The 15,919-nt window shown below is 71.9% G+C and carries 18 protein-coding genes; 9 read left to right on the forward strand and 9 right to left on the reverse strand.

Annotation, left to right across the window (positions count from 1 at the left end; translation table 11 throughout):
* Positions 1–75 precede the first annotated feature (75 nt).
* The 3 genes from F8R89_RS32875 (at position 76) to F8R89_RS32885 (ending at position 2,820) form a co-directional block, all read left to right on the forward strand.
* Positions 76–1,164, forward strand: a complete 1,089-nt coding sequence (locus F8R89_RS32875) for an S-(hydroxymethyl)mycothiol dehydrogenase (protein WP_151787404.1) — start codon at positions 76–78, stop codon at positions 1,162–1,164.
* Complete coding sequence (locus F8R89_RS32880; protein ID WP_151787405.1) at positions 1,164–1,793, forward strand: MBL fold metallo-hydrolase; 630 nt, start codon at positions 1,164–1,166, stop codon at positions 1,791–1,793. Before F8R89_RS32875 ends, F8R89_RS32880 begins: the two co-directional genes overlap by 1 nt.
* A 112-nt stretch (positions 1,794–1,905) precedes the next feature.
* Positions 1,906–2,820, forward strand: a complete 915-nt coding sequence (locus F8R89_RS32885) for an SDR family oxidoreductase (protein WP_151787406.1) — start codon at positions 1,906–1,908, stop codon at positions 2,818–2,820.
* On the opposite strand, the gene F8R89_RS36395 is transcribed toward F8R89_RS32885, so the two are convergent.
* The gene (locus F8R89_RS36395) at positions 2,811–3,065 is read right to left on the reverse strand and encodes a hypothetical protein (protein WP_192806420.1); all 255 of its coding nucleotides are present in this window, start codon (positions 3,063–3,065) and stop codon (positions 2,811–2,813) included. The two genes, F8R89_RS32885 and F8R89_RS36395, sit on opposite strands and share 10 nt — an antisense overlap.
* On the opposite strand from F8R89_RS36395, the gene F8R89_RS32890 reads away from it, so the two are divergent.
* Entirely contained in the window at positions 3,064–3,861 is a 798-nt protein-coding gene (locus F8R89_RS32890; protein WP_151787407.1) for an SDR family NAD(P)-dependent oxidoreductase, read from the forward strand. The genes F8R89_RS36395 and F8R89_RS32890 overlap by 2 nt on opposite strands.
* A 128-nt stretch (positions 3,862–3,989) precedes the next feature.
* Positions 3,990–4,688, forward strand: a complete 699-nt coding sequence (locus tag F8R89_RS32895; RefSeq protein WP_151787408.1) for a L,D-transpeptidase family protein — start codon at positions 3,990–3,992, stop codon at positions 4,686–4,688.
* 49 nt (positions 4,689–4,737) lie between these two features.
* Here the strand turns inward: F8R89_RS32895 and F8R89_RS32900 are convergent, their stop codons facing one another.
* From F8R89_RS32900 to F8R89_RS32915, 4 genes are read right to left on the reverse strand one after another with little or no spacing between them, the layout of a single operon-like run.
* Positions 4,738–5,940, reverse strand: coding sequence for a Gfo/Idh/MocA family protein (locus F8R89_RS32900; RefSeq protein ID WP_151787409.1), 1,203 nt, complete (start codon positions 5,938–5,940; stop codon positions 4,738–4,740).
* A gap of 14 nt (positions 5,941–5,954) precedes the next feature.
* Positions 5,955–7,304, reverse strand: coding sequence for an ABC transporter substrate-binding protein (locus F8R89_RS32905; RefSeq protein WP_151787410.1), 1,350 nt, complete (start codon positions 7,302–7,304; stop codon positions 5,955–5,957).
* Between the two features lie 10 nt (positions 7,305–7,314).
* Positions 7,315–8,232 carry a carbohydrate ABC transporter permease gene (locus F8R89_RS32910; protein WP_151787411.1) on the reverse strand — a complete coding sequence of 306 codons (918 nt, stop codon included), beginning with the start codon at positions 8,230–8,232 and terminating at the stop codon, positions 7,315–7,317.
* 17 nt (positions 8,233–8,249) lie between these two features.
* Positions 8,250–9,218: a carbohydrate ABC transporter permease gene (locus tag F8R89_RS32915; RefSeq protein WP_151787412.1), complete on the reverse strand. Its 969-nt coding sequence runs from the start codon at positions 9,216–9,218 to the stop codon at positions 8,250–8,252.
* Positions 9,219–9,388: 170 nt separating this feature from the next.
* Here F8R89_RS32915 and F8R89_RS32920 point away from each other — a divergent pair, with 170 nt between their 5' ends.
* Together F8R89_RS32920 and F8R89_RS32925 are read left to right on the forward strand one after the other, a co-directional pair.
* Complete coding sequence (locus tag F8R89_RS32920; RefSeq protein ID WP_151787413.1) at positions 9,389–10,549, forward strand: ROK family transcriptional regulator; 1,161 nt, start codon at positions 9,389–9,391, stop codon at positions 10,547–10,549.
* Positions 10,550–10,646: 97 nt separating this feature from the next.
* Entirely contained in the window at positions 10,647–10,832 is a 186-nt protein-coding gene (locus F8R89_RS32925) for a hypothetical protein (RefSeq protein ID WP_151787414.1), read from the forward strand.
* Between the two features lie 78 nt (positions 10,833–10,910).
* Here the strand turns inward: F8R89_RS32925 and F8R89_RS32930 are convergent, their stop codons facing one another.
* Positions 10,911–12,275 carry a S1 family peptidase gene (locus F8R89_RS32930; protein WP_151787415.1) on the reverse strand — a complete coding sequence of 455 codons (1,365 nt, stop codon included), beginning with the start codon at positions 12,273–12,275 and terminating at the stop codon, positions 10,911–10,913.
* 148 nt (positions 12,276–12,423) lie between these two features.
* Between F8R89_RS32930 and F8R89_RS32935 the strand changes: the two genes are divergently transcribed.
* Positions 12,424–12,840: a PPOX class F420-dependent oxidoreductase gene (locus tag F8R89_RS32935; protein WP_151787416.1), complete on the forward strand. Its 417-nt coding sequence runs from the start codon at positions 12,424–12,426 to the stop codon at positions 12,838–12,840.
* Here F8R89_RS32935 and F8R89_RS32940 read toward each other — a convergent pair.
* Both F8R89_RS32940 and F8R89_RS32945 read right to left on the reverse strand, forming a co-directional pair.
* Complete coding sequence (locus tag F8R89_RS32940) at positions 12,822–13,235, reverse strand: Zn-ribbon domain-containing OB-fold protein (RefSeq protein ID WP_151787417.1); 414 nt, start codon at positions 13,233–13,235, stop codon at positions 12,822–12,824. The genes F8R89_RS32935 and F8R89_RS32940 overlap by 19 nt on opposite strands.
* A 179-nt stretch (positions 13,236–13,414) precedes the next feature.
* On the reverse strand, positions 13,415–14,134 hold the full coding sequence (locus F8R89_RS32945) for a TetR family transcriptional regulator (protein WP_151787418.1): 720 nt from the start codon (positions 14,132–14,134) through the stop codon (positions 13,415–13,417).
* A gap of 181 nt (positions 14,135–14,315) precedes the next feature.
* On the opposite strand from F8R89_RS32945, the gene F8R89_RS32950 reads away from it, so the two are divergent.
* A complete protein-coding gene (locus tag F8R89_RS32950) occupies positions 14,316–14,798 on the forward strand; it encodes a VOC family protein (RefSeq protein WP_151787419.1) in 483 nt (160 codons plus the stop codon).
* Between the two features lie 30 nt (positions 14,799–14,828).
* Here the strand turns inward: F8R89_RS32950 and F8R89_RS32955 are convergent, their stop codons facing one another.
* Positions 14,829–15,833 (reverse strand): zinc-binding alcohol dehydrogenase family protein, encoded by a 1,005-nt coding sequence (locus tag F8R89_RS32955; RefSeq protein ID WP_192806409.1) that lies wholly within the window; start codon positions 15,831–15,833, stop codon positions 14,829–14,831.
* Positions 15,834–15,919 lie beyond the last annotated feature (86 nt).

Below are 15,919 nucleotides of genomic sequence, written 5' to 3' on the forward strand. Positions count from 1 at the left end.
CCTCCGTGCCGATACCGATCAGTCACAACTAGGGTCGGGACAGGACGCACAGCCGCAGAGGAGAGGGTGGAGCACATGGCGCAGGAAGTACGCGGCGTGATCGCAGCGGGCAAGGACGAACCGGTGCGGGTGGAGACGATCGTCGTGCCCGACCCGGGGCCGGGCGAGGCCGTCGTCCAGGTCCAGGCCTGCGGTGTCTGTCATACCGACCTCCACTACAAGCAGGGCGGCATCAGCAACGACTTCCCCTTCCTGCTCGGCCACGAGGCCGCCGGGATCGTCGAGTCGGTCGGCGACGGCGTCACCGACGTCGCGCCCGGCGACTTCGTGATCCTCAACTGGCGTGCGGTGTGCGGCCACTGCCGGGCCTGTCTGCGCGGACGCCCCTGGTACTGCTTCGACACGCACAACGCGACGCAGAAGATGACCCTCGCCGCCACCGGGCAGGAACTCTCCCCGGCCCTCGGCATCGGCGCCTTCGCGGAGAAGACCCTGGTGGCGGCCGGGCAGTGCACCAAGGTGGACCCGGCCGTCAGCCCCCAGGTCGCCGGGCTGCTGGGCTGCGGCGTGATGGCGGGCATCGGCGCCGCCATCAACACCGGGAACGTCGGCCGGGGCGACAGCGTCGCCGTCATCGGGTGCGGCGGCGTCGGGGACGCGGCGATCGCCGGATCGCGGCTCGCCGGCGCGTCGAAGATCATCGCCGTCGACATCGACGACCGCAAGCTCGCCAAGGCCCGCGAGATGGGCGCCACCCACACGGTCAACTCCCGTGAGACCGACCCGGTCGAGGCGATCCGCGACCTCACCGGAGGGTTCGGCGCCGACGTCGTCATCGAGGCCGTCGGCCGCCCCGAGACCTACCAGCAGGCCTTCTACGCCCGCGACCTCGCCGGCACGGTCGTCCTCGTCGGCGTGCCGACGCCCGAGATGAAGCTCGAACTGCCTCTGCTGGACGTCTTCGGGCGCGGCGGCGCGCTCAAGTCGTCCTGGTACGGCGACTGTCTGCCCTCCCGTGACTTCCCGATGCTGATCGACCTGCATCTCCAGGGCCGCCTGGACCTCGGCGGGTTCGTCACCGAGACCATCGCGCTCACCGACGTGGAGAAGGCGTTCGAGCGGATGCACCACGGCGACGTGCTGCGCTCGGTGGTGGTGTTCTGATGACCGCCCGGATCGAACGCCTCGTCACCTCCGGCCAGTTCACCCTCGACGGCGGCACCTGGGACGTCGACAACAACGTCTGGCTCGTCGGCGACGACCACGAGGTGCTCGTCATCGACGCCGCGCACGACGCCGACGCCATCGCCGAGGCCGTCGGCGACCGGCGCCTCGCCGGGATCGTCTGCACGCACGCCCACAACGACCACATCGACGCCGCGCCCCCCCTGGCGGACCGCACCGGCGCCACGATCTGGCTGCACCCCGACGACATGCCGCTGTGGAAGCTGACCCATCCGGACCGCGACCCCGACGCCCACCTCCAGGACGGGCAGGTCATCGAGGTGGCCGGCGCCGACCTCACGGTCCTGCACACCCCCGGCCACGCACCGGGCGCCGTCTGCCTGTACGACCCGGGGCTCGGCGCCGTGTTCACCGGCGACACCCTCTTCCAGGGCGGCCCCGGCGCCACCGGCCGGTCCTACTCCCACTTCCCGACGATCATCGACTCGATCCGCGACCGGCTGCTCGCCCTGCCACCCGAGACGAAGGTCCTCACCGGCCACGGCGACCCGACGACCATCGGCGCCGAGGCACCGCACCTCCAGGAGTGGATCGACCGGGGCCACTGACCCGCCCGACCGGGTGAGCCGTCGAAAGCCCCGGAGAAACACGACAGAAGATGTCCGGCTTCCCCGGCACCCTCGGTACCCACAGCACCTCACGGGCCATGGGAGGCCGGACATGTCACACCCGCTCGAAAGCAAGGTCGCGCTGGTCGCCGGGGCGACCCGGGGAGCCGGACGCGGCATCGCCATGGAACTCGGCGCCGCCGGAGCCACCGTCTACGTGACCGGACGCAGCACCCGCGCCCGGCGCTCCGAGTACGACCGCCCCGAGACGATCGAGGACACCGCCGACCTGGTCACCGAGGCCGGCGGCCACGGCATCGCCGTCCCCACCGACCACCTCGACCCGGCCCAGGTCCGCGCCCTCGTGGACCGGATCGCCGGTGAGCAGGGCAGGCTCGACGTCCTCGTCAACGACATCTGGGGCGGCGAGAACCTCTTCGCCTGGGACAGCCCCGTCTGGGAGCACGACCTCGACGACGGTCTGCGGCTGCTCCGCCTCGCCGTCGACACCCACGCGATCACCAGCCACCACGCGCTGCCCCTGCTGCTGCGACGGCCCGGCGGGCTGGTCGTCGAGATGACCGACGGCACCGCCGACTACAACCGCGACCACTACCGGAACTCCTTCTTCTACGACCTCGCCAAGACAGCCGTGCTCCGCATGGCCTTCTCGCTCGGCCATGAACTCGGCCCGCGCGGCGCCACCGCCGTCGCCCTCACCCCCGGCTGGATGCGCTCGGAGATGATGCTGGACGCGTTCGGGGTGCGGGAGGACGACTGGCGCGACGCCCTCGACCGCGAACCGCACTTCGCCATCTCCGAGACCCCGCGTTACGTCGGCCGCGCCGTCGCCGCCCTCGCCGCCGACCCCGAGGTCGCCCGCTTCAACGGCCAGTCCCTGTCGAGCGGGCAGCTCGCGCGCGTCTACGACTTCACGGACCTCGACGGCAGCCGCCCCGACGCCTGGCGCTACCTCCCCGAGATCCAGGACGCCGGCAAACCGGCGGACACCACGGGCTACCGCTGACCGGGCACCGGACCGGGCGCCGCGAGCGGCCGACGCGCGGAGCGCCCCGGCGGCAGCCCCAGGCCGTCGCGCACCGCCGCCTGGTCCCGGCGGAAGCTCGTCCGGTCGCCCCGGACGACGACCACGTGGGAGCCGAGCGCGCCGATCACGACGCCCAGGAGCGCGGGGGAGTCGCTGGAGGAACGCGGACATGCGCGTACGCCATCTGCCGCGTTGATCGTCGCGGCGCTACCGTGTGCCTCCATGACGGACACCACGCGTTTCGACGGGCACGCGGTCCTGGTCACCGGGGCCGCACGGGGCATCGGAGCCGCGGTCGCGCGCCGGCTCGCCGAGGAGGGCGCCCGGGTTCTGCTGACCGACCGGGACGGGCCCGAGGTCGAGGAGACCGCGGCGCGTCTGCGCGGTCTCGGGCACACCGTCCGGGCGCTGGCCTGCGACGTCGCCGACCGCTCCGCCGTCGAGGCGGCCGTCGCCGAGGCCGTGGCCGCCTTCGGCGCCCTCGACGTCCTCGTGAACTGCGCCGCCTCCTGCACCCCGGACACCCCGCTGTTCGAGGACGACTCGGACGACGGCTGGGCGCGCGACCTCGACATCACCCTCACCGGCGCCTACCGCTGCTGCCGGGCCGCCCTGCCGCACCTGGCCGCCTCCGGACGGGGCGCCATCGTGAGCATCGGCTCGGTCAACGGACTCCAGGACTTCGGCAACCACGCCTACAGCGCCGCCAAGGCGGGCCTCGGCTCGCTCACCCGCACCCTCGCCGGTCACGCCGCGGCCCGGGGCGTGCGCGTCAACCTGGTGATGCCCGGCACGGTGCGCACCTCGGCCTGGGAGGGACGGGACGCCGACCTGGAGGCGATCCGCCCGCTCTACCCCCTCGGCCGGATCGGCGAGCCCGAGGACATCGCCGCGGCCGTCGCCTTCCTGGCGTCCCGCGACGCCGCCTGGGTCACCGGCACCACCCTCGTCGTGGACGGCGGTCTGACCGCGGTGAACACCGGATTCCGGGCGGCGCGGGACCGGCGCGAGGACACCTGAGAGCGGCCGGACACCGACCGTAACCTCACCGTTCGGTCACAGCCCGGTCCGCGCCACAACCGAACCCGCCCCTGGTGTGTCTATGCAGCAGAAGTCCACGGACACACACGTCAGGGAAGGGCCCGGCCATGGGGGACACACGCAGACGGCGCGCCGTCGCACTCGGCATCACCGGCGGACTGGTCGCACCGCTCTCGCTCGCGCTGGGCGCCGCTCCGGCGCAGGCCGCGAGCTGCACCGCGGGGACCGGCCCGTACCAGAAGAAGGTGGAGAAGTTCCTCGGCCGGCCGGTCGACGGGAAGCAGTCCTCCGCCGACTGCAAGGCCATCAAGGCCTTCCAGACCAAGCACGGCATCAGCCCCAACGCCGGCTACGCCGGGCCCGTCACCTGGGGCGTGATGGACCTGATGAACAAGCAGAAGGCCGTCGGGAAGAACCCGAACAAGGCGGGCAAGTGCCCCGTCAACAAGGGCCGTATCGCCTGTGTGAACCTCACGCTCCAGCTCAGCTGGATCCAGGACGGCAAGAAGCTCGTGTACGGCCCGGTGCCGGTCCGCACCGGCCGGAACGGCTACGAGACCCGCACCGGCCTGAAGAAGATCTACTGGCGGCACATCGACCACGTGTCGAGCATCTACAACGTGCCGATGCCGTACTCCCAGTTCTTCGACGGCGGCCAGGCCTTCCACTCGGTCGGCGTCAGCATGTGGAACCCGCCGGGCTCGCACGGCTGCGTCAACATGACGAAGACCGACGCGAAGAAGTACTGGTCGCTGCTGAAGAACGGCGACGACGTCTACGTGTACGGCCGCAAGCCGGGCACCTGAGTCCCTCGGGACGGGCACCCGGCTCGCGGACCGCTGAGCGCCCGAGGCGTCACACCTCGGGCGCGTCCCCGAAGTCCGGGATGTCCAGCCGTACCCCGCCCTGCCGCGCCGACTCGTGCGCGACGATGCCCGGCAGGGTGTAGCGGGCGGCCACCCACGCGTTCACCGACGGCAGGGCGCGCGCGTTCACGGCGGTCACGAAGTCGTCGACGAGGAAGTGGTGGCTGCCCTCGTGCCCGTTGTGCAGATGGTCGAACTCCCTCGGCAGCCGGGACCGGTCGTGCACCGGCGCCGACCCCGAGGTGAAGGCGGCCCGCAGCTCCGGCGCGATGTGCTGGAGCGAGGGGTCGTCCGGCGCCAGCGTCTGCTTGGGCTCCAGGAGTTCGCTGATGTCCTTGACGCCCTTCTTGTCCTGCCACAGGGCGACCGTGGCCAGTTGCTCCAAGCTCGCCTCGGTCCCGAAGAACCGGAAGCGGGACTCCCTGATGTGCGACGGGTAGCCGACCCGCCGGAACTCGTTCGTACGGAACGAACCGCCGCCCGCGACCTCGAACAGCGCGGTCGCGTTCGAGACGTCGTTGTCGAACTGGCTGACCGACCGGTCGAAGACGCCGTCGCCCCGGTCGTCCCGCACCCCGATCGCCGACACGCTCACCGCGTGCGTCCGCCAGGCGCCCAGCACCCCGCCGACCGCGTGCGTCGGGTACAGCAGCGGGGGATAGGAGGCGGTCGCCTTCCAGTTCTCGCCGCCGCTGTACTGGTACGCCTCGTAGAAGCCGAGGTCCATGTCGTGGACGTAGTCGCCCTCGGCGTAGAACAGCCGCCCGAAGGCGCCCTCGGCGATCTGGTTGCGGGCGTGCACGGTCGCCGGGTTGTACTCGCTGGTCTCGCCCATCATGTACGTCAGCCCGGTCGTCTTCACCGCGTCGATGATCGCGGCGATCTCCTCCGTGGTGATCGCCATGGGGACGGCCGAGTAGACGTGCTTGCCGGCGTTCAGGCCCTTCAGGACCAGCGGGCCGTGGGTCCAGCGCTGGGTGAAGATCGCGACCGCGTCCACGGCCTTCGACTCCAGCATCGCCTCGTACGAGGGGAAGGTCCCGGCCAGCCCCTGCGCGGCGGCGAGCCGCTCGGCCCGCTCGGGCAGCAGATCGGTGACGTACACGTCGCTGACACCGGGGTGGGCCTGGAACAGCGTGGCGAACTGGCCGGAGAACTGGCCGGCGCCGACGATGCCGAGGGAGAACGTCATGGAGTGTGTGCCTTTCACTGGCCGAGGACGAGGTTGATCTGGTCGTTGGTCCTGCTCAGACCGCTCACCGGGGCGTCGTTCGCGTAGACGTCCTGCATGGCGGGACGGATCAGGGCGTACACGTCCGCCGCGTAGTCGGTGATCGGGAAGGAGAAGGTCGCGGAGTGCTTCTTGTCGGTGACCGGTGCGGTGAAGGCGGTCACGTCGACGCCCTTCTTCCGGTACGCGGCCACCGCCGCGGCCGTGCCGTCCGGGGTGGCGGGGAAGACGATGCCGTAGCGGCCGACGGTCCGCTGGCACTCGTCGGAGGCCAGGTACCGCACCCACTTCCGGGCGCCCTCCTTGTTGCGGGCGTTCTTCGTGATGGAGTCGGCGAGGCCGTTCATCATGGTGGCGCGCTTGCCGGTCGGGCCGGTCGGCGTGGGCGCGGTGCCGACGTCCAGGCCCTCGGCGCCGTAGTAGCTGGAGATCATCCAGGCGCCGTCGAACGCGGTCGCCGCCCTGCCGGAGGCGACCTGGGCGGTGGCCGGGTTGGCGCCGTCGGTGTAGTCGGTGAAGGGCGCGAGATACCCCTTCCTCGCGAGCCCGAAGTACCAGTCGATCACCGACTGGAACGTCCTGTCGCCGTACCGGTACTCGGTGCCCCAGCGGGCCTTGTCCGTGTAGTGCCAGCCCGCGGAGGCGGTGAACGGGCTCCAGGTGGTCTGCCCGTCGGCGTCACCGGCGCCGCCGGTCGCCATGCCGTACACCTTCACATGGTGCTTGTCGAAGCCCTTCTCGTCGCCGCGCACGCCGTTGCGGTCGACGGTCAGATGGGCGATGGCCTTCTCGAAGCCGCCGCCGTCCCGCGGGTTCCAGTCCAGGCTGTTGAGCTGGTCCTCGGAGAGCCCGGCCTCCTTGGCCATCTTCCGGTTGTAGAAGAGGGCGACGGTGTCCCAGTCCTTGGGCGCGCCGTAGCGACGGCCGTCCTGGCCGCGCCAGTTGGCGGCGAGGCCCGGCTGGTAGGCGGCGTCGTCCAGGCCCAGGTCGTCCAGCGGTTCGAGGACCTTCAGATCGGCGAACTGGCCGAACTTCTGGATGTGGTCGGTGAAGACGTCCGGTTCGGTGCCGGCGATGAAGCTCGCGGTGAGCTTGGTCCAGTAGTCGCCCCAGCCCATCTGGGTGATCTTCACCTTCAGGCCCGGGTTCCGCTTCTCGAAGTCCTTGGCGCACGCCTGGTAGGCCGGGAGCTGGTTGGCGTCCCAGAGCCAGTACGTCACCGTGTTCCCGCTGGCCCCGGCCGTGTCGCCCTGGCCGCAGCCGGTGGCCAGGGACAGGACGAGTGCCCCGGCCAGTGCCGCGGCCGTCCGCATGTGAACTCGCATGCCCGTCCCCTTACTTGATGCCGGTGAAGCTGATGGAACCGACGATGCGGCGTGCGAAGCAGCCGAACAGCACGAGCATCGGGAGCGCGGCGATCAGTGTGGCCGCCATCAGGCCGGACCAGTCGTAGCCGGTCTGCGGGGTCTGCGCCCGGAAGATGGCCAGCGCCACGGTCAGCACGCGCGAACTGTCGCTGTAGGACACCATCAGCGGCCAGAAGTAGTCGTTCCAGGCGGTGATGTACGTCAGCAGCCCCAGGGTGAGCAGCGGGGTGGACGCCATCGGCAGCATCAGCCGGAAGAAGATCCGCACCTTGCCCGCGCCGTCCAGCAGGGCCGCCTCCTCCACCTCCCGGGGCACGTTCATGAAGAACTGGCGCAGGAAGAACACCGCGAACGGCGTCATGAACATCGTGGGCAGGGCCACCCCCAGCAGGTTGTCCACCAGGCCGAGTTGCTTGACGAGGACGAAGTTCGGCAGGAGCGTGAAGATCGCCGGCACCATCAGCCCGGCCAGGAACAGTCCGAACACCGCCTCCCGGCCGCGCCAGCGCAGCCGGGCGAAGGCGTAGGCGGCCATGGCGGAGAAGAAGATCTGGCAGACGGTGATCAGGGTCGAGACGACCACCGAGTTCACCAGATAGCGCCAGAACCTGAGGCCCCCGCCCGAGCCGCCCTGGGCGATCGCCTCCTCGGCGGACTGCAGGCCGAGGGCCCGTTCGAAGCCACCGGTCGTCGTGCCGACGGGGAGGAGGTCGCCGGGGTGGGCGGCGAGCGCGTCGTTCGAGGACAGCGCGGTGCGCAGGATCCAGTAGAACGGCAGCATCGTGATGAGCACGATCGCGGCCATCACGGCCCAGGCGACGGCCCGTCCGGGAGTGATCCGGCGGCGTACGCGCCGGACGGTCGTGGTGTCTGCCACGGCGGCCATGTCGGTGTCTCCCTTCCTCAGCCGAGGTCGCTCTGACCGGCGCGGGTGAGCCGGTACTGGAGGACGGTGATGGCGCTCAGCACGACCAGCAGGGCCACCGACATCGCCGAGGCGTACCCGAACTGGAAGCGGCCGAAGGCGGCGCCGTAGATGTAGAACTGCAGGACGTTGGTGGCGTTGGCGGGTCCGCCCGCGGTCGTCACCGCGACGGTGTCGAACACCTGGAAGGAGCCGATCACCGTCATGATCAGGACGACCGCGAGGACCGGGCGCAGCAGCGGCATCGTGATCCGCCGGAACATCCGCCACTCGCTCGCGCCGTCCACCTTCGCGGCCTCGTACATGTCGTTCGGGATGGCCATGAGGCCGGCGAAGAGCAGCAGCGCGGTGTAGCCGACGTGCCGCCACACGTTGATCAGGGCGATCGTGGGGACCGCCCAGGTCTCGTCGGCGAGGAAGGGGATCCGGTCGAGGCCGAGGCCCGCGAGGATCTCGTTGCCGATGCCGAGCTGCGTGTCGAGGATCCAGAGCCAGACGATGCCCGCGACGACGTTGGACATCAGATACGGCGTGAGCACGATCCCGCGCAGCACCGCCGACTGCGTCAGCCGCTGCAGCAGGACGGCGATGGCGAGCGCGGAGACCGTCTGCACGCCGATGTTGACGAGCACGTACTCGACGGTCACCCCCATCGAGTCCCAGAAGATCGGGTCGTGGACCATCCGCACGTAGTTGTCGAGGCCCACCCACTCCGCCGGGGTCAGCAGGTTGAAGCGGGTGAAGCTCAGATAGACGCCCCGCAGCGTGGGCCAGAGCAGGAAGACCACGAACCCCAGCAGGGCCGGGGCGATGAAGACGGCGGCGAGCCGCCCGTCCCCGCGCTCCTCGCGGGCCGCCGCCCGCCGTGCCGTTCTCCGGTCCGTCCCGGCCCCGGTCGCGTCGCCCAGGGGCAGACGCGACGGGGGACTGCTGGAGGCGATGGTCATCGGGAGACTCCCTCGTCTACGCGGCTCGTCCTCGGCCACTTACTTTTGTGGCGGAAGAATCAGGGCGTCAAGAGGTCGGTGACCATCTTCTTTCCGCCACAGCTATGGCCATAGACTGACCTCGTTGGTTTTGTGGAGAAAAAAATTATGGATGTGGGAGTCTGACGACCATGACCGCAGCAGTCGACAGCTGGCGTCCCCTCAGCCCCGGTGAACGGGCGGTGGCGATCGAGGTGCTCCTCGCCGGGCCCCTGTCCCGCACCGAGCTGGCCCGCCGGCTCGACCTGTCGGCGGGGAGCGTCACCCGGCTGACCAAGCCGCTGATCGAGACCGGCCTGCTCGTCGAGGTGCCCGAGGCCGGCGAGGTGCTGGAGACCCGCCAGGGCCGCCCCTCCCAGCCGCTGGACGTCGTCGCCGAGTCCCGCTCCTTCCTCGGGTTCAAGATCACCGAGGACATGGTCTACGGCGTCGTCACCAGCCTGCGCAGCGACATCGTCGCCCGCCACGACCGCCCCCTCACCACCCACGATCCCGCCGAGGTGGTCGAACTCCTCGGCGAGATGACCGAGGAGCTAGCCGCCCGGCATCCCCGGCTCGCCGGGGTCGGCATCGGCGTGGGCGGCCTCGTGGAGAACCGCTCCGTCGTCGGCGAGTCGCCGTTCCTCGGCTGGCGCGACGTACCGCTCGCCGAACTCGTCGCCCGGCGCACCGGGTTGCCGGTCGTCGTGGAGAACGACGTCGCCGCCCTGGTCGAGGCCGAGACCTGGTTCGGCGCCGGGCGCGGCCTCGACCGGTTCGTGGTCCTGACCATCGGCGCCGGGATCGGCTACGGCCTGGTGCTGGGCGGCCGGCGGGTCCCGTACGCCGAGGAGGACCGCGGCTTCGGACGGCACTGGATCCTCGACCCGTACGGTCCGCTCACCCCCGACGGGGCGCGGGGCAGCGCGGTCTCCCTGCTGACCATCCCGAACATCCGCTACCAGGTGCGGGCGGCCACCGGCCGGGACCACGGCTGGGAGGAGATCCTGGACGCCGCCGCCGCGGGCGAGCCGATGCCCGCCCGGGTGATCGAGGAGGCGGCCCGTGCGCTGGGCACCCTGGTCGCGCAGATCGCCAACTTCGTCCTGCCCCAGAAGATCCTGCTCGCGGGCGAGGGGGTGGGCCTGATGGACGTGGCCGGCGACACTGTGACGAGGACCATGCGTGGCCAACGGCACCCGCTGGCGGCCCCGGTCGCACTGGAGACCAAGGTGTCCGACTTCCACGACTGGGCGCGCGGAGCGGCCGTTCTCGCCATCCAGGTACTGGTGTTGGGGACCGCCGACCGCTGAACCCGCCGCCGGGGCGGGAGATGACGTGATCAGCGCCACGGTCCGATATGCCCGCCTTGGGTGCGCTTACTCACAGCGCCTTCACCTGCGGGATCGTATGCTTCACAGCATGTCCACCACTGTTGAATTCGCCTCCGATAGATCGGCTGACGAGGTCAACGAGGAGATCCGGGCGCTGTGGCGCCGGGCGGGCGGGACACTGAGCGTCGAGCAGCGCGAGGAGTACCAGCGCCTCGTCCTGGAGTGGGCCTCCGTGGCTCCCCAGCCGGCCAAGGCGGCCTGACCGTCCGGCCCCGGCGGGCCCCGCGTCTCCTCGCGACCCGCCCCCCCCCCGCCCCCGTGGCGGCCCCGCCGCTCCTCGTCAGCCCCAGGTCGCCGAGTAGTGGCGCCGGTACTCCCGGCGGTCCTGCTCGGCCCGGATGAACCGGGTCGCCACCAGCGCGACGATGCTCCCCGCGACGAGCAGCAGCCCCGGACCCACGTTGTTCGGGTCCGCCAGCCGCGCCAGCAGCGTGACGGCCTGATCCCCGCTGACCGACACCGACGACCCCGGCGACGCGTCGCCCGGCGCGCCCGCCCCCTGCGACGGTGACGGCGCGGGCGCCGCGCCCTTCTTCCCGCCCTGGTCCGACACCAGCAGCTGCACGTCCAGCGCGGCCAGCGCCTTCGTCACCGGCTGGAAGTACGTCGTCCCGCCGGCCTGACAGTCGCCGCTGCCGCCCGACGTCACCCCGAGCGCCACCCCCTCGGAGAACATCGGGCCGCCGCTGTCCCCGGGCTCCGCGCACACGTTCGTCTCGATGAGGCCGGTCACCGTCCCCTCCGGGTAGTTGACGGTGGCGTTGAGCCCCGTCACCTCGCCCTCCCGCAGCCCGCTGGTGCTGCCGCTGCGGAACACGCGCTGCCCGACGGCCGGATCGGCGGCGCTCGTGATGCGCACGCCCTTGCCGCCGCCGATCGACACCACGTCGGGCGTGGCGCCGGGGTCGCCGGCCGAGTACTGGATCAGCGAGTAGTCGGCGCCGGGGAAGTTCTGCCGCTCGGTCCGCCCGATCTGGTCGGTGCCGGAGCTGTCGGCGAACCACACCGACCCGTCCGGCCCGCAGTGCCCGGCGGTCAGGATGAAGAAGCGCCGCCCGTCGGTGACGTTGAACCCGGCCGAGCAGCGGCCGGCCGTCGACAGCAGCGGCTGGGCGCCGTTGATCCGGGTGGTGAACGTGCCCTCGCTGCGCTCCATGCGGACGAAGGCGCCGATGTCCTCGGCGACGCCCGTCATCCGCGACCAGTCGCCGGCGGAGACGGTGCTGTCGCCGCGGACGACGACCTGGTTGGTGCGGTAGTCCACCACCCAGGCGGTGCCGGGCACACGGGGCGCCGAACGCAGCCTCGCCGTGGCCGACTTCAGTTCGTCCATGCTGTGCTCGACCATCTTGGGCTTCATGCCCGCCCCGCTGACGGCGGCGGCCGCCTCCTGATCGGTGACCGCGACGACCGGCTTGCCGTCGGCGCCGATCCAGCTGCCCGCCGTACGGGACGTGCCCAGACGGGCGACCAGTTCACCGCCGGGGCCCGGGGTCGCGGACTCGGCGAAGGTCCGCGGGACGGCGGACGGGCCGGGGGGCTCGCTCGCCACGGCGCGTGTGACCATCGTCCCCCCGAGGAGGAGTCCGCCGACGGCCGCCAGCCGTGTCACCCGCCGGACGAGACGTCGTCGTGCGTGCCTCATGCATGGCTCCCGAACCAGGTACAGCGCGGCGACAACGCCGCGGGGCCCTCCCGGAGTTGAGCACCCGCCGGTTCATACGCACCCGGACCCCGCCGCGTTCACCGCGCCGGTGATCTCGTCACGGAGATCCGCTGCCTACACTGCGGCCATGGACGACACGTCGCTCGACCGGCTCGCAGCGGGCAAGTACCTGCTCATCACCAGCTATCGCAGGAACGGCACCGGGGTGCCCACCCCGGTCTGGGTGGTCCGCGACGGCGACGCCCTCGGCGTGTGGACGGCCGCCGACTCCTGGAAGGTCAAGCGCATCCGGGCCCGCGCCGACGTCCTGGTCGGGCCCTGCGACCTGCGCGGGCGGCCCACCGGCGACCAGGTCCCGGCGACCGCCGGGATCGCCGACGAGGAGACGACCGCCCGCTACCGCCGGCTCATCGCCCGCAAGTACGGGATCATGGGCCGGCTCACCCTGCTCGGCAGCCGGCTCCGCAGAGGGCCGAAGGGCACGGTCGGCGTCCGGATCACGCTGGGCCCGGCGCCGGAGGCCGATCAGGTCCAGGCGCGGTAGGGCTCGTCGACCAGCTGGAACACCGGCTCGCCGCGCACGGGGTCCTTCGCGGTGGACAGGCGGACCCGGTCCCCGCTGTGGATGCCGATGGGCGGGCCCATGACCCGGCCGCGCACGACGAACCCCTCGGCCATCTCGACGAGGGAGACATTGCGCGCGGCGGGGGTGTTGCGGTGCACCACGGTCGAGTGGCGGACCGTGCCCACGCCCTCGCTGCGCTCGGTGCGCAACTCGCTGCCCTGGCACACCGGGCACAGCAGCCGGTGGTACATCGCGGTGCCGCACCAGGTGCACCGCTGGTAGCGGAGGGCGTCCCCGTCCGTCTCCTTGACGTCGAGCACGCCGGTCCCGGAGCCGGTGATCCGGCCGGCCACGCTGCCTGAGTGGTGGTACACGCTGCTCAACTCCCTGCGCTCGACCGGAATCCCGCGTGCGCGGAGACCCGAGCACGCCCGTGCGCGGTCCGCGGTGCGTCCGTGCACGGCATCAATGTATGGCACTGAGTGCCATGCGTAAAGGCACTGCGTTCCCTGGATTTCGGGAAGGTCGCGGGGATCGTGTGGACGGGGCCGCGTCAGCCGCGGCCGAGCACGCCCTCGAGCTCCTGCACGACCCGCCACAGGGGCGCGTCGCGGCGGGAGACGACCACGACGACGTCCCCGTCCGCCTCCGCGGCGGCCGGCGCGGGCCCGGGAGTCTCCGCGTACGTCGACAGGACGTACCCGAGGGCCCGGTCCACCTCGGCGCCCGCGTCGCCCTTCCCGTCCGACCGCAGCCAGGAGCGCAGCGCGTTGTTGTGCGCGGCGACCACGGCGGCGGCGATCACGTCCGCCCGCAGGGTCCCCTCGCGCCGGCCGGCGAACCGCGCCCGCAGATACTCGGCCAGCGCCCGCTCGTACCGCCACACCACCGACAACTCGTAGGCCCGCAGCCCCGGCACCCGCTTGGTGAGGCGGTAGCGCTGCACGGAGAAGGTCGGGTTCTCCGCGTAGAGGCCCAGCACCAGCCGGGCCGCGTCGCAGACCCGGCGCACCGGCTCGTGGCCGTCGTCGCTCGCGGCGAGGAACGCCTCCATGTCGGCCAGGCACCGCTCGTGGTCCGGGAAGACCACGTCCTCCTTGGACGGGAAGTACCGGAAGAACGACCGCCGTCCGACGCCGGCCAGCGCCACGATGTCGTCGACGGTCGTCTGCTCGTACCCCCGCTCCAGGAACAGCCGGAAGGCCGCCGCGACCAGGGCGTCCCGCATCGGGGGCTTCTCGCCGCGGCCGGGCGCGGCGCTCGTGGAGCTCATGGACGCGAACGTAGCATTCGCACCCGGCTCACATGGCACTCAGTGCACAGGGCGGAGGGAACTGAGTGCTTTTCCCGGCCCTTCCGCGGAGCCGTCCGAAGGACCCGCGCGGGCGAGCGATGAGTTTCGCGCCCGCCGGCGGTCGACACTCCTGACAACGGACCGCTCCGGGAGGTACCCCATGGCAGGCGACGGTTTCACCACATGTCTCTGGTTCGACGGCCAGGCCGAGGAGGCGGCCCGCTTCTACACCTCCGTCTTCGAGAACTCCAGCGTCGGCCGTGTCACGCCCTACCCGGAGGGGGCGATGCAGCCCGCCGGGAGCGTGATGACGGTCGAGTTCACCCTCGACGGCCAGAAGTTCGTCGGCCTCAACGGCGGACCGCAGTTCACCTTCACGGAGGCGACCTCGTTCATGATCCCCTGCGAGAGGCAGGAGGAGATCGACTACTACTGGGACCGGCTCACCGGCGACGGCGGCCGGCCGGGACCCTGCGGCTGGCTCAAGGACCGGTTCGGGGTCTCCTGGCAGGTCGTCCCGGCCCGGCTGCAGGACATGGTCGCCGACCCGGACCCCGAGAAGGCCGCCCGGGTCACCAAGGCGTTCATGGCGATGGGCAAGTTCGACCTCGCCGCCCTGGAGCGCGCCTACGCCGGCGAGTGACCCCGCCGTACGGGCCGGAAGCAGGACGGGTCAGAAGTCGTTCACCAGCACCGCCGCCCCGTCGAACCGCCCCGCCTTCAGATCCCGCAGCGCCTCGTCCGCCCGTGACATCGGATACGGGTGGGTGGTCGCGCGCACCCCGTGCCGCGCGGCCGACTCCAGGAACTCACGCGCGTCCTCCCGGGTGTTGGCGGTGACGCTCCGCACCTGCCGCTCGTAGAACAGGTCCCGCTCGTAGGTCAGCGACGGGATGTCCGTGAGGTGGATGCCCGCGATCGCCAGGGTGCCGCCCCGGTCCAGGGCCCGCAGTGCCACCGGGACGAGGTCCCCGACCGGCGCGAACAGGATCGCGCTGTCCAGCGGCTCGGGCGGCATCGCGTACGCGTCCCCGGCCGACGCGGCCCCCAGCTCCAGGGCCAGCCGTCGCGCCGCCGCCCCGCGGGTGAGGACGTGCACGGTGGCGCCCTCCGCCAGGGCCAGCTGCGCGCACAGATGGGCGCTGCCCCCGAAGCCGTACAGGCCGAGCCGGCCGCCGGGCGGCAGCGCCGACCGCCGCAGCGCGCGGTACCCGATGATCCCGGCGCACAGCAGCGGGGCGAGCGCCTCGTCGTCCAGGCCCTCCGGGAGCCGGTGGGCGAACGCCGCCGGCACGGTCGTGTACTCCGCGTACCCGCCGTCGGCGTCCCAGCCCGTGTACGTGGAGGCCGGGCACAGGTTCTCCGCGCCCCGCAGGCAGTACGGGCACGTCCCGTCGGTCCGCCGCAGCCAGGCCACCCCGACCCGCTCGCCGGGCGCGAAGCCGTGCACGGCCGCACCGGTTCCGGCGACCTCGCCGACGACCTCGTGGCCGGGGGTGACGCCCGGCCGGTGCACCGGGAGGTCGCCCTCGGCGACATGCAGGTCCGTCCGGCACACCCCGCAGGCGCGGACCCGGACCAGCAGCTCGTCGTCGGCCGGTACCGGCACCGGTCGGCGCACCTCCCGCAGGGGGCCGCCGTCGATCGGCCCCGGCTCGGTCACCGACCACGCCCGCATCGTCCCGTCCGCCATGGTGGACCCCGTCCTTCGGCCCGTCGCCGTACCCCTTCCAGTCTGGAACGGAACGGCGCGTTCGGCGCGCG

Origin of the sequence: Streptomyces sp. SS1-1 (genome assembly GCF_008973465.1) — a bacterium.
In the GTDB taxonomy this organism is placed as follows: Bacteria; Actinomycetota; Actinomycetes; order Streptomycetales; family Streptomycetaceae; genus Streptomyces.

Coding starts and splice junctions, on each gene's coding strand:
- F8R89_RS32950 (WP_151787419.1), top strand. CDS start 14,316: ATGGCAGGCGACGGTTTCACCACATGTCTCTGGTTCGACGGCCAGGCC.
- F8R89_RS32910 (WP_151787411.1), bottom strand. CDS start 8,232: ATGGCCGCCGTGGCAGACACCACGACCGTCCGGCGCGTACGCCGCCGG.
- F8R89_RS32900 (WP_151787409.1), bottom strand. CDS start 5,940: ATGACGTTCTCCCTCGGCATCGTCGGCGCCGGCCAGTTCTCCGGCCAG.
- F8R89_RS32945 (WP_151787418.1), bottom strand. CDS start 14,134: ATGAGCTCCACGAGCGCCGCGCCCGGCCGCGGCGAGAAGCCCCCGATG.
- F8R89_RS32920 (WP_151787413.1), top strand. CDS start 9,389: ATGACCGCAGCAGTCGACAGCTGGCGTCCCCTCAGCCCCGGTGAACGG.
- F8R89_RS32895 (WP_151787408.1), top strand. CDS start 3,990: ATGGGGGACACACGCAGACGGCGCGCCGTCGCACTCGGCATCACCGGC.
- F8R89_RS32935 (WP_151787416.1), top strand. CDS start 12,424: ATGGACGACACGTCGCTCGACCGGCTCGCAGCGGGCAAGTACCTGCTC.
- F8R89_RS32875 (WP_151787404.1), top strand. CDS start 76: ATGGCGCAGGAAGTACGCGGCGTGATCGCAGCGGGCAAGGACGAACCG.
- F8R89_RS32905 (WP_151787410.1), bottom strand. CDS start 7,304: ATGCGAGTTCACATGCGGACGGCCGCGGCACTGGCCGGGGCACTCGTC.
- F8R89_RS32930 (WP_151787415.1), bottom strand. CDS start 12,275: ATGAGGCACGCACGACGACGTCTCGTCCGGCGGGTGACACGGCTGGCG.
- F8R89_RS32915 (WP_151787412.1), bottom strand. CDS start 9,218: ATGACCATCGCCTCCAGCAGTCCCCCGTCGCGTCTGCCCCTGGGCGAC.
- F8R89_RS32885 (WP_151787406.1), top strand. CDS start 1,906: ATGTCACACCCGCTCGAAAGCAAGGTCGCGCTGGTCGCCGGGGCGACC.
- F8R89_RS32955 (WP_192806409.1), bottom strand. CDS start 15,833: ATGCGGGCGTGGTCGGTGACCGAGCCGGGGCCGATCGACGGCGGCCCC.
- F8R89_RS36395 (WP_192806420.1), bottom strand. CDS start 3,065: ATGGAGGCACACGGTAGCGCCGCGACGATCAACGCGGCAGATGGCGTA.
- F8R89_RS32925 (WP_151787414.1), top strand. CDS start 10,647: ATGCTTCACAGCATGTCCACCACTGTTGAATTCGCCTCCGATAGATCG.
- F8R89_RS32880 (WP_151787405.1), top strand. CDS start 1,164: ATGACCGCCCGGATCGAACGCCTCGTCACCTCCGGCCAGTTCACCCTC.
- F8R89_RS32890 (WP_151787407.1), top strand. CDS start 3,064: ATGACGGACACCACGCGTTTCGACGGGCACGCGGTCCTGGTCACCGGG.